Source organism: Salinivibrio sp. IB872, assembly GCF_001995345.1.
Lineage (GTDB): Bacteria > Pseudomonadota > Gammaproteobacteria > Enterobacterales > Vibrionaceae > Salinivibrio > Salinivibrio proteolyticus.
In genome coordinates, this window is record NZ_MUFO01000027.1 from 51,427 (window position 1) to 64,523 (window position 13,097).

The 13,097-nt window shown below is 48.0% G+C and carries 9 protein-coding genes; all 9 read right to left on the reverse strand.

Translation table 11 applies throughout. The features are described from left to right. Positions 1 to 25 precede the first annotated feature (25 nt). Positions 26 to 3,526, reverse strand: coding sequence for a type VI secretion system membrane subunit TssM (gene tssM, locus BZJ18_RS11735; protein WP_198532236.1), 3,501 nt, complete (start codon positions 3,524 to 3,526; stop codon positions 26 to 28). 61 nt (positions 3,527 to 3,587) lie between these two features. After that, complete coding sequence (gene tssA, locus BZJ18_RS11740) at positions 3,588 to 4,997, reverse strand: type VI secretion system protein TssA (RefSeq protein WP_077456942.1); 1,410 nt, start codon at positions 4,995 to 4,997, stop codon at positions 3,588 to 3,590. Between the two features lie 2 nt (positions 4,998 to 4,999). After that, on the reverse strand, positions 5,000 to 5,677 hold the full coding sequence (gene vasI / locus BZJ18_RS11745; protein ID WP_235608216.1) for a type VI secretion system-associated protein VasI: 678 nt from the start codon (positions 5,675 to 5,677) through the stop codon (positions 5,000 to 5,002). Beyond that, complete coding sequence (locus BZJ18_RS11750) at positions 5,674 to 7,266, reverse strand: sigma-54 interaction domain-containing protein (protein ID WP_077456946.1); 1,593 nt, start codon at positions 7,264 to 7,266, stop codon at positions 5,674 to 5,676. Before BZJ18_RS11750 ends, vasI begins: the two co-directional genes overlap by 4 nt. Positions 7,267 to 7,268: 2 nt before the next feature. Next, positions 7,269 to 9,893: a type VI secretion system ATPase TssH gene (gene tssH, locus BZJ18_RS11755; RefSeq protein ID WP_077456948.1), complete on the reverse strand. Its 2,625-nt coding sequence runs from the start codon at positions 9,891 to 9,893 to the stop codon at positions 7,269 to 7,271. Positions 9,894 to 9,930: 37 nt separating this feature from the next. Beyond that, on the reverse strand, positions 9,931 to 10,695 hold the full coding sequence (icmH, locus tag BZJ18_RS11760; RefSeq protein ID WP_069586837.1) for a type IVB secretion system protein IcmH/DotU: 765 nt from the start codon (positions 10,693 to 10,695) through the stop codon (positions 9,931 to 9,933). A gap of 2 nt (positions 10,696 to 10,697) precedes the next feature. Beyond that, on the reverse strand, positions 10,698 to 12,032 hold the full coding sequence (tssK, locus tag BZJ18_RS11765) for a type VI secretion system baseplate subunit TssK (RefSeq protein ID WP_069586836.1): 1,335 nt from the start codon (positions 12,030 to 12,032) through the stop codon (positions 10,698 to 10,700). 5 nt (positions 12,033 to 12,037) lie between these two features. Next, complete coding sequence (gene tssJ, locus BZJ18_RS11770) at positions 12,038 to 12,511, reverse strand: type VI secretion system lipoprotein TssJ (protein ID WP_371414254.1); 474 nt, start codon at positions 12,509 to 12,511, stop codon at positions 12,038 to 12,040. Positions 12,512 to 12,518: 7 nt separating this feature from the next. After that, positions 12,519 to 13,097 (reverse strand): type VI secretion system-associated FHA domain protein TagH (gene tagH, locus BZJ18_RS11775; protein WP_108743147.1); only part of this gene is annotated, 579 nt, incomplete at its 5' end.

Genomic DNA, 13,097 nt, shown 5'->3' on the forward strand with positions numbered 1-13,097 from the left:
GCGAGTCCCCTCGCCCCATGATCAGTTAGTAAAGGTTGCGTGAAAGTTTAAAGGACTTAAACAAACGCTGAGTGAATGGGTTAGTCGCGGCTTGTGCATTAACGCGGTAAATCATTCCGCCACCATCAACGTTGAATTGATAATCAACAGATGTCGCACTTGCCGATACGACCGCCCCTTGATCCAGAAGACGGAATAATGCCCACGGACCACGTATCACAACACTGCGTGGAGACAAATTGGTTTTTGTCGGTACTAACGTCAACTTCGATGTTGCCGAGTCTCGCAGCGTATTCGGCCAGATCAGCTCTATACTGTCTCGCGGACCGTGGCTATAGGTCACATATTGTCCATCAATATTCAGCACACTACGACGCTTATTACTGCTCAAGCGAAGAGGTTCAACGGAGAAGCTCACATCTAAGATACCTTTGCGGTTGAAGAACGCTTCGCGAATCTTTTGTGCTTGACGGATCTGAGCAAGCAAGTCTTGGCGGATCAATGAACCGTCAATGCCGCTGTTACCTACAGAGATGTTTTCATCAATAAACATCTTAAGCTGGTTGTTATAGAAGCTATCCAAAGTCCCACCCGGCGCAAAGAAGCTCTCAAAGTCACTGAGTGATGCATCTTTACTCGCCTGCGGATTGAACGGATATCGATTAGCCAGCTTTTGTTGATAAGGACGATATACATCTTGATACCAGCGAACTTCAAGGTGTTGAATCGCCGCCTGTTTTACAACATGCCAACTTTCATCTGCCAGTTTGTCGACCATGCCATCCAGCGGTTCTGGTAGGCCTGTCGCAATACGTTTTAGCGTATAGATAGGGTCGGTGTTTACCAGCTTCACACGCGCTTTAGTTGCATCGAGCGCGGCCGTGCCGACGTCAGGCGCATCCTGAATAGACTTAAGGTAGCTCTTGAGTTCTTGCACGGACGCCAGTACTTCACTCAAGTAGGCAGGCTTGTCATTGACCGCTTTAACAAGGCTATTTAAGTCAGAAAACGGCGCTTGGATCTGAGACGCGACGTTATATTTTGGATTCTCTGCAATCGCATCCTGCGCGTCTTCATCCAATCCCAGCCCTGATGCAAGCTGAGTATTGGTTTCCAACGTACGCAATAGGCGCTGTAGCGGTCCAACGTGACCGGTAAAGTTATCCAATACAGTAACGGCATCGTTGATATCACTGAAGAATTTCACGTCAATCTCATTCAGTGCCGTTCGCCATGTATTGGTGTAATCCGCAACATAAAGATCGCGAATCTTGTTCCTTAGCGCTTTCTTATCTGCTTCACTAAACTCCGCAGTTTCGGCTTCACCGAGTACCCAACTGTCGATCAACGCGAGGTCAGAAACGGATTGCAGTTTTGGTACAAAATACTCTTCAAAGCCTTTTTTAGTCAGCATTTGTGGAATATACAGATTTTCGCTGTTAACCACTCGTTCTTCGAAAACCACATCAAAAACGGGCCCTACCGAATTACGCAAGTTCATTGGCGCACCGAGTACGGTCTGAGCGTCGAGTTTAAGATTACGATAAACACGTTGATCGGTTGGCATGGTGCGCAAATCAGCTTGCGCGCGCGCAATCGTCATATCATAAGGACGCATAACCCGTTCTGCGACCTCATCGCCTTGTCGGCGCGCATCCGTCAGATCGGTATGACGCATCGCATAATCTAAGTGTCCTAACAAACGTTCTTGGATAGTTTTTTGCCCGGCAAACTCTCGTTGCCATTGCTGACTAAAATAATCCATTACGTAATCATGATAGCGACCACTCTTATCCACCATCATGCGATACACTCGCAACGCCACGAGTCTTTCCTGATCCGTCGTTGCTTGGTTAAGATCAACCACAGTATCCGCCATCAGCAGGGGTAAGAAACGGCTCTTCAATAAGTTCAAGTACGTTTGTTCAACCTTAGGCCCAATTACATGTCCCTGATAGAGACCAAAGTCAGAGATATACTTCGGTTTATCTCGGAAAAAACCAAATTCCAACGTGGCTTGTCGGATCTGGTTCAGCGGTTTCAATACTTCTTGTTGCGATGCTCCTGCCGCATTACTCGGAAATTGCGTCTTATACTGGTCGACTTTTGTTAGCACCGCATCCGCATGCGCGACGTTGGCAAGATAATAGCGATGCCACGTCCCCGCGAGCAGCACGGTTGCAATTGAGCAAGTTAACACCGACATGCCGATGAGACGTCGCTTATGCTTCGCCACCCGGAAGTTATCAGACGCGAGTCCTGCTTCTGGATAAATAATGTTGCTGAAAAGCCGTTGCGTAAAATAAACGGTCGAGTTTTTCGACTTCTGCGCTCGGTTCACCGCATGCGAGAGCCCATAACGGCGAGAAGCCGCATCATCAAAGGCATTGGTTGGGACACCTTGTTGATATACCGATGTGAAATAGGCCCCTCGCACCAGTGCGGATGTCGAGAACTGATCGCTTGCCAACGCTTCGTTAAAGAAGGTGGCCAATATTTCTTTCAGCCCTGCAATTTGGCGTGAGAAGCTGTATATCGCTTTGCGATCCTCAAAGTCGAGCGGTGTTGCCAATGCGTGAGGCACGATCGCATTTACCCTGTCGATAAAGCCACTGTATGCCTCATCAAACTCTTTTAACCACGAGTCTAAGTCATCCACTGAGTTTAAAGAGAAAGTAAACCCAAGCACTTCATCGCGCTGCTGCTTCGAATAATGCTTAAAGAAGGGTTCAAACCCATACAGTAAGTCGAGCTTAGTTAAGGCAATATAAACAGGTAATCGCGTCGACAGCGTTTCCATCAACTCGCGCAACCTCGCACGCAGCAAGTTAGCGTAAGCTTTACGTTCAGACGCTGTCGCCGTCGCTAGGTGTGATGCGTCTAGCGTCAGCACGATGCCATTCAGTGGACGACGACTGCGTGTTTGTTCCAGCCACTTAACAAAGTGTAACCACAGACGGCGCTCTAATTCACCGTCGTTATTTTCATCTTTGTTGCCCTGAGTGAGTAGCTCGCCATCAGGGTCAATCAATACCGATTCATCCCCTATCCACCAATCAAATGAATATGGGTTTTCGCTTTTTTGCCCAGAGGCTCGCATCACAGACGAAAACACGAAGTTCTGCCCAGAGCGATTAATAAGACTGGTTTTGCCGGCGTTTTCCAAGCCCAGCACTAAGTACCATGGAAGTGCGTAAAGGTGGTTTCGCTTGTTCAAGTTTTGCTTCATGTTAGCAACAACTTGATCAAGCTCAGACTGTTGGCGCTCTTCGTATACTTGGATAGGGTCTTCGCGTAGCCGCTCAGCGTGCTCTTGCTCCGCTTTGAAACCTTGTAGCTTCCGCCATTGCCAAACACCCCAAATCGCCAACGTCCCGAGTGTAATAAAGCCACTGCAGATCGCACGCGCCGTGATAGATGCAAGAGGCTTTTGCTCACCGAGTGTTAGCCAAGGACCTGCCCACCATATGGCGACATTAACAAGGATAAATATCGCAACCAATAAAATAGGAAAAGCCGCAAGCATTCCAGGCTTCAGCTTTTTCGCTATTTTGAAAAGATGTTTCCACATGAATTTTCGCCCTTAATCACTCTGACGTTGTTTTGCGTTCAAGTTGTTCAACCAAGCTGGGCTCCCAGTCGGTGACACTCATGGTCTTAATTTCTTGGTTCAAGGTTTGATACTGCTCTTTTGCCATGCTGTTTAGCTGGTTCGCGTGCAAGAGGTCGGCCGAGAGCATACGCCAGTAAAAGTGGTCTCTTGGCTCTTTTGCTGCCTGTAGCCCATCGTTTAGCATGGAGAGTGCAACGGCAATTCCACCTTCTTTCGCCAAGGCAAGTGCCTCTTTCTTTTTCTCCTGCCAATCGCCACTGACTGACTGGCCCCCACCTCTCTGATTCGCGCTGCCACTGGCTAACCAGTCTTTCACTGCATCAGAAACAAAGGGCTCTCCACCTTTAAACTGCAAATCTTTCAGCCCAGGTAAGCGCTCTAAAAACTGCGCCACTTCGGATTGAATGGCATCGCACCAATTTTGATGGCCCAGTTTTTGGGCAATGGTGTAACTCATTAAGTGACCATCAAACCAATACGGTGCCATGGTCAAACTTTGCTCGACCTGACGCCACAAAGCTAAATCGGGATGGCGCATTTTATCTTGATAGTCTTTGACACGGTCTTGCTGCATACCTCGTAGCAGCGTTTCCCCACCGGGTTTATGGTCGGGCAAAGCAGTGATGCTATACCAAACGGCGTAGCGCCTTAATCGAATCGCCAGCGCCACCCCATCGTCTTGTTCAGCCAAGAACGAAGCGACCTTAAGCAACGTCTGTTTGGTGGCTTTATCACTGGAATGATCGACATCCACGGATGATGTTGTCGGCGTCGTGCTGGTGCGCGAAGGCGTTGGTTGCTCTTTCGCCACCTCGTTTACGCGCTGACGCTCTTCCGCTTTGCGCAGTTCTGACTTGATACTTCCAACCACACTGCCGACAAGGTCATTCGTCAGCCCATTGTCTTCAATCGCTTTTTCCCATGCCTCGATAGCCTGATTGAGCTGTTCTCTATCTTGCGCATCGAATTGGCCAAAGTCGGTTTTATCGACCGCCATAGAAAAGCGCTGAGCCATTTGGCTAAAGAACTTGCGCCGCGGTAGATTGCCGCGTTTGCCGGGCGCTGGATGGCTTTGCTCCCAATAGTTCGACATGAAGCTTGCCATCACATCAAACGAGAGGATGAATCTCGACGGAGACGGTTGGTGGTGCAGGCACTGCAACAGGTATGCAAGCAGCTTGATGTCTTTTGTTTTTTCCGACAGCAGTTTAAGAACGCTATGCTCAACCTCATCCCACTGCACATCGCCGTGAGACAAGGAGCCAACTTTCATCATTTGATCTTCAACAAAATCAAACAATGGATCATCAACCAGTCGCTCTCCAACCGGGTTCGCCGCGTCAATAGGTTGCGCGATACAACGCTTGTACTCTTTTAATTCCATCTTTACCAACCGCAACGTTCGCGTAATGCATGTATGGTGTTATTTAGCGGCGCAGTATCAAAGCGAAGGCCGTCTACATATCGCGAGTTTGAACGAATAACCAGTTGATCTTGGCTAGAAAGTGATTTCATCAATCGAATAGCCGGAAGTCCCCGAGAAGACGATAACACTACGCCTACATCATCACTTCGCCAGTACTGGGTTTGACCTTCAGGGAACGTCATCTTCACTCGGCCATCGTCAATCGGTTCCGGCAACATCAATTCGATGCGACTAAGGTTGTCGATACAGCTCAGCATCAACACTGGTTGCTCGCTTGCTTTAAAGCGCGTTCTTACATTGTTTGCTTGAAGGGTAATCCAAGCGCTACTTCCGCGCCCTTCCCCTTGCTCCGTTAATGACCAAGCTTGAGGCGCTTTAGCATTTGCAGCATCCATGGCTCGTCGCCACTGCTGAGGTTTTTGGGTAGCGCGATCTTCTGCTACGTCGCTCGCGGACAATTGCGTGTTAAAAACACGATCAAAACACGCTAAACGGTCAAGTCGAGAAGGCACAACGCGACATTGCTGAGCTTGCTCAAGTTGCTTAACAGGGGATATTTCTGCCGCAGTAGAAGAAAACGATGCACAGAGAAGTGTTACCGATGCGGCCATTGCTAAGGCGTGATTATGCGTATTCATGGCGCTTTTATCTCTAATTTTCGACATTTATAAGTCAATGTTCTTCTCGGGATACCTAAGCTTTCCGCCACTTTGGCGGTATCACCATCAAACTGCGACAACCTATCCGCAATAATGCGCTGTTCAAAATCCATCAATGCTTGTTTCAGGTCGCCAATCGACGCAGCGTCGATATTCAGCACGCGGCTCGATGTCGATAGTCCATTAGAGTCACAAACGGCGCGGACATCATCCGTTGCTGGAGCCGGGGCTGGGGAACTACTTACCGACATATTCAAGCGCGCTCCAAAGGTTGCCAGTTTTATCGCCTCGCCATTTGCCGTTTGCGCGCAGGCATACTCGATTAAATGTTTTAGCTCGCGCACGTTACCGGGGAAGCTATAGCCAAGTAGCGCATCCAACGCTTGGAAATGAATATCACGGATGCTAGTGCCATGTTGTTGGTTAAACTGTTGAATAAAGTGGAAACATAGCTGACGTATATCTTCCTTACGCTGCGCAAGTGCTGGTACATGTAGCGGGTATTGCAGTAAGCGATAATACAGATCTTGTCGAAACTCGCCTGCACGCACTTTTTCAAGTAGATGAACATGAGTAGCCGACACCAATCGGAAATCTGATTGTTGCTCTTGGTGTCCTCCGACAGGTCGAAATGTTCCAGACTCCAGTACCCTGAGTAACTTTGCTTGCAAGCTCATTGGCATATCGCCAATTTCATCCAAAAAGAGCGTGCCGCCATTCGCTTGTGCAATAAGCCCTTCTTTATGATTCACGGCGCCAGAGAATGCCCCTTTCACATGCCCAAATAGTTCACTCTCGAGCAAGTGCTCTGGTATAGCCGCGCAATTGATAGGCACAAATGGCTGAGTATTTCGGCTTGATAGATCGTGAACCGCGCGCGCGACCAACTCTTTACCGCTTCCAGTCTCTCCTTGAACGAGCACAGAGAGATGCGATGACGCCGCATTAGCAATTTGGTCACGAAGACGCAGCATAGGTGCACTGTCACCGATAAGCGTGGCAGACAAGCTCGCTGCTTGCCTTTGCTGATGCGCCCTTTTTTCGATATCAGAAAGAGAGGCTCTTAACGCTCTACGACGGCTCTCCTCGCCTTCCATTTCACTAAGTAGAGACCACTGATTCACAAACACATCCACAAATTGACTGAAACCTGGGTCGTCGTGCCACAGCGAAGATAGAGCATCGCTATCTCCCACTAGACAAACAACAAGCTTTGTATTCGTGTCACGACGTACCAAAGGATAAATATTGACGGCTTCAAACAAACCAAGCTCACCGACAAACTCAGCAAACGCTCGATTTGATTGCCAATAAACAATATCTTCCGCACCTAAATGCATAGGGACGACATTTTGAAGTACATGAGCAAAGGGGGTGTCAAAATCCGTTACCGACCAAGACGTATCCAATGCGTGGCAGACAAGCTGTCTGCCATCGCAACTGGGTGTGAGTAGCATTCCTTCGCGTAGCTTGAGCTCACCGACCACGATTTGGATAAAGCGAGACTGTAGATCGACAGTCCGCCTTTCCTTCGCTAAGTCAGTCACATAAGCCAGCCAATTACGCATTATTACTCAACCTCGCCTTTAAACTCACCCTCTTCGGCGTATAAACGCACATGAGAGATATCTGATTTCTCAGCCAGTTTGTTAAGCAAAGAGAGCGAAACAGGGGGCAGTAACTGACCTTCTATAATCGCTTCCAGCATACGTGCCCCGTTTTCACTACGAGTCGCGCGCTGCAGAATCTCGTCAATCAGGCTTTCATGAATATCAACCGTTGCTCCATAACGCTGAGCAAATGTCTGTTCGAGGTGAGTGAGTTTACCTCGCACAATATCCGCGAGTACGTCCTTACCTAGTGGCAAGTAAGGTACGACTTCCATACGTGCAAGCAGTGCCGGCTTAAAGAAAGCCGCAAGTTCTGGATACAAGGCATTATCAAGGTTCGCTTGATCATCAGCATGATCAACGATCGTTTGATAACCGAGGTTCGAGGTCAAAAAGAATACGGTGTTTTGACAGTCAATCACACGGCCTTCGCCATCTGCCAGTTCACCCTTATCAAAGGCTTGATAGAAGATATTCAATACTTCTGGGTGCGCTTTCTCGACTTCATCAAGCAGTACAACCGAATAAGGCATTTTACGAATCGCCTCAGTCAGTACACCACCCTCGCCATAGCCCACGTAGCCTGGGGGAGAGCCAATCAAACGTGAAACCGTGTGTTTCTCTTGGTACTCCGACATATTAATCGTGGTTAAAAACTGCTTACCACCGTATAACTGTTGAGCAAGCTGCACAACGGTTTCGGTTTTACCCACACCGCTGGGGCCAACCAGCAAAAATGCGCCTTTCGGTCGGCCTGAACGACGTAGATCTGCACGTGCTGTCAGCAAGTGACGATGAACACGTTCGATGGCAATATCCTGCCCTTTGATCGCCTTTCCAAGCAGTGTTGTCAGGTTGGTGATTTTATAAAGCTCATCACTGTTCATCTGATCAACAGGCACACCTGTCCAATCAGAAATCACTTCAGCGACTTGTTCCGCATCCACGTGCGGGTGCATAAGACGCTCATCATGAGGAATTGCGTCAAGTGCCGCATATTTTTCTGACAGCGTTTTCGCGAATGCGTCGTAATCACACGCTTCATCCGCATCGTCACTGACATCGGCACTATCTTTGTCTAACAGCTCGGCGCGTAACGATACAATTTCTTCTACCAACTCGCGTTGCTCATTCCAGCGTGATGAGAGCAGACGCTTTTCTTCTTCATCCGCCTGCTCCAAGGTTTCCAATTCATCGAGACGTTCCGTGTCTACCGGCTGGCCAATAAACTCTGCGCGCTTCAACATCTCGATTTCTTGTTGACGTTGGTGACAAAGCGTTTCAAGCAACGCCAAGCGCTTCGGTGGCGTCGTCATGTTAATAGCAATCCGAGCGCATGCCGTATCTAACACATCAATGGCTTTATCGGGGAGCTGTCGTCCTGAAAGGTAGCGAGCAGAAAGCTCTGCAGCCGCTTTTAACGCGTCGTCAGCAATAATAACGCCGTGGGCTTTTTCATAGGCACTACCAAGACCACGCATAATATTGACCGCTTGATCAACAGAAGGCTCTTCCAATTTCACCAGTTGGAAACGACGAGTAAGTGCAGGATCTTTCTCGAAGTACTTTTTATATTCCTTCCAAGTCGTTGCAGCAATGGTACTTAACTCACCTCGCGCCAGTGCTGGCTTGAGCAAGTTTGCTGCGTCACTACCGCCTTCTTGGTTTCCTGAACCGATAAGCGTGTGCGCCTCATCGATAAAGAGAATGATTGGGTTCGGTGCCGTCTTGATGCCATCGATAACCCCTTTCAAGCGTTTTTCGAACTCACCCTTCACAGAGGCGCCAGCTTGAAGTAGGCCTAAATCTAAGCTAAATAACTCAACGTGCTTAAGTTTTTCCGGAACATTTCCGGCTGCAATGCGCAATGCCAGACCTTCGACCATCGCGCTTTTGCCCACCCCTGCATCACCTACAACAATGGGGTTGTTCTTACGACGACGGCATAAAATATCAACCATCAGGTTAAGCTCTTCCTCTCGACATAAGACCGGGTCGAGCTCGCCATTTTTTGCTTGTGCCGTAATGTTTGAACAGTATTTGTATAGCGGAGATTCACTGCCCTCGAGAGAAGGCGCATGCTTTTTCGCTGCCGCACTTGTATCAACCGCCGTTTCTGCGGAATCAGCCACAATCGCATTAAAATGTTTCTTTAGACTTTCACGATTAATGCCATCCAACAGCTTGGCGGCTGGACGAGAAAGGTAACGATCGGCGCGGTTAAGTACGGCATAAAATACGATACCCGAGCGCAATTCCGATTGATCCAATTCAGTCGTCGACAGCAACCAAGCTTCTTGCAACATTTCAACCAGTAGCGGGGAAAAAGCAGGATACGTGTCTAGTGCTTTGTCACGCTCATAGCTCGAAGAAAGCGCCTGTTTTAGTGCTTCAACTTCAACGTTCGCTTGTTTTACGATCAAACGAACATCAGAAAGCGGATTGTCCAGTAACACCTCGATGAAGTGTTCAATCAAAACTTCTGGATGTTGCCTTTCAATACAGAGCGAGGCCGCTTGCTCAAGGGCAAGTTTACTTTGCTCATTCAATTTTGAAATTAGCGTAGATAATTCAATTCGAATCACGGGGACACCTAGTTATCTAAATAAAATACGTTATTGGCTAAAGCAGTTGATTCAGCTGGCTTAGCACATTCTCAGACTTTTCATGGAGTAAGTACGAGTAACCCGCAAAAATACCTGCCCAAAGCACGACGAAACCAGCGAAGACTGCCCATAAAGGCACCTGCTTACTGAGCGCATAACGCGTGTTGACAACATGATCACTCGCGTCTGCCAAGGCTTTAGGTTGCTCATCATCAAGGACCAAATCATGTAACCTTTTGATCACTTTCTCGCGCTGAGCATGCCCGCCATCAATGACTCGATATTTGCCTTCAAAGCCCAGGCATAAGCAGTGGTAAATAAAGATCAACAGCGGCTGATACTTTTCAGGTTCGCTTTCAAGACGACCTAAAATGGTGAACACTTTTTCTCCACCCCAGGTCTCGTTGTGAAAACGGGACAGCATTGAGTGCTCAGCCCAACATGTCGATGCTCCCCATGCTGTTCCCATTACCGCTTCATCGAGAAACGTACAAAGAATGTAGCGATATGCCATCAGCACAGCATGCTCGAAACCTTGTTCCGATAGCTCGATTTCAATCGCTTTAATTTCTTCGATCGTTTGATGGTAAATCTGCTCAATATTGCTACAGCTTGAGAGTGAACGAACACGTAGCGCAAGACCAAACAGTGGCGTTGCTGCATCCACCAGCGCGTTTGGGTTATGGCCCCGTAATTGAAACCAATAGTCTTGGTCGCTATCTATTTTCTCAACATCATCAAACAAAAGATCGTTGAAAACACTGTCTTCGGTTGCCGCCATGATCAATCCCTAATTGCCCAGAACTGAATATCTAAATCATCAAATGCTGCCGCTACATGGAATGCAAACCCACTTGAGTTAGAAAGCATCGCCCATGCTGCACTTTCTTTATCCAGCTGATAGTAGGTGTATCCCGCATGGTAAGGCAGTTGCCGTGGCGCCACGGGTAATGGAATCAGTGGGATGCCAGGTAACTGAAGTGAAATAAGCTCCCGTATTTTTTCCACGGAAGACACTTTGGTTTGCTGAGTAAACAACCGGCGCAACTCATCCAATGGCATGCGCGCTTTCACAGCAACAATGAACTCCGCCGAATCCATCAGCTGCGGATCCTGAATTGGCGCAACCATTAAGCCATAATTACGCTTATCAAGCTGAATTGACACCGCTCTTGGCTCCAGTACAACACTGAGGCTTTGACGTAAATAACGAATAACCGGCCAAAAGGACTCGCTAGGCATATCGTGGTTGTAGGCAGGTAGCGTCGGTGCCAAGCGGCTTTCATCGGTGAATGTTGCTAACTCACCACACACCGAGGACAAACATTCATACAAGCGCTCTGGATGTAAGCTACCCAAGGATGCCAAATGCTTCATTTGTGGCTGCAAACGATTTAATGAATGCAACAACATAAAGTCCGAAACGTCCGCAACACCGCCTTGAGAAGGAGAACTGATACGTTGAGCGATGTTTTTGGCACGTTCGTGCATCAATCCCGCCATTTCATTAATAAACCGATGCAATGTAGCGTTACCGGCAACATTAAAGTGACAGGGAATAAAGTCGGGATCGAGAACGACACTTCCATCTGGACGCTTTTCTAAGATACGAGCAACCGGAATAGATGCATAAGCACTACGGTCCTCTTTTTCGAGCATCAGTTGCAAATGAATCGGAGAAACATCTAGCGTGGTTGTATCACCTTGAACACTATGGACATCGCGCACGTCAATACGGCGGCTTTCATAGCGCCCCGACCCTTTATCGTCGGGCCAGTTAACTTCCATGATCGATTCACTACGCAGCGGGACTGCGAGATAAATCAACTGGTTAGATAGGGAGCTATCTTCAATTTCCAAGGCATCCGGCATCACATCTTCCTGCGGAATACGAAACGCGGTGCCATCAGGCATAACCCCAACGGCTCGCTCTATCGCAATACGACCGAAAGCCAAGTATTCAGGGTTTAACGAAAGCTCCGATACGCCATACAAATACTTACTGACAGATGTCAATCTCTCTTCCAATAAGTATTCGCTGTAGCGTTGCTGCTGTTGGAAGTGTTGCGGCTTAATAAAAAGCCCTTCACTCCATATCACCCGATTCCGTGCAAACATTAAATTTACTCTACCTTCTCTAATTTCACGTCGTAATCTTTGAAAAGCATTAGCAGGTGATATTGACGGCCTTTATTAAGCACCTTCACAGCCTTTTTCCATTCACCTAAGTTTGGCTCTGAAAAATGTGCCATCACACCAATGTAATTTGTGTCTTCATCTATTTTAAAGGCGTTAACGAACTTGAATTGTCCAGGGGTTAACACGTAATCGTAGTTATTAATAAAATTACTACTCAGTGCCCCTTTATAATCAGTACGCAACTGATCGAACCCTGCCGACATAAACATTGAGTCGTCTTCCAACTCAAAGATTTGCACCTCGATTGGGGCTGGATCACCCGCGATATTTGGGTTAACACCTGTATCGCTCACCAGACTGAAAGTCACCGTCGTGGGTTGCTCTTCAGGCTTGTATTCATCGGAAGAGCTACACGCCGTCAACAATAAAAGTGCACAGACAATACTCAGTTTTTTGATCACCGCTTTAGCCCTCCAATTGCTTTTCACGGATACGTTTGTCATAAACCTGCTCAAAAATTTCCCAGAACAGCTTTGAGAAACCTCGCTGGCGATTAGAAGTCAGCTCTTTGTAATAGTTACAATACATTTCCCACGCCCACGCTGATTCACCTTCAACCTGCTCATCGGTATTGCGGCGGCAGTGCTGGAAGCGACGCAGAAGAACGTCGGGAGAGAAAGCGTGTAAAATTTGGTCAAGCGCTTCCGATATCGCCTCTTGCGTCGCATCGTTGTGATCTCTCACATTTTTTAAGCTTTCTGCGATCGCCGCTGGCGCAGATAAATGCACTAAGCTTTTGTCTGCGTCATACATGGTTCGGACGGTCTCTTCATACGTTAGGCCCAAACGAAGCGGGTTATCTTCAATAGGTTGCAAGTTGCGATTCATGGTACCGAAACGCCCCTCTGCGGCTTGTTCATGAAGCGCCAACAACCCTTTTAAGCATGCTTGCAATGACTGTCCCATCTCCTGTGAGAGGAAATCCATCTTCTGCATATCGTGGTCGTTCGTGACTCTCACGCCCAATCCATCCAACATCGGCCC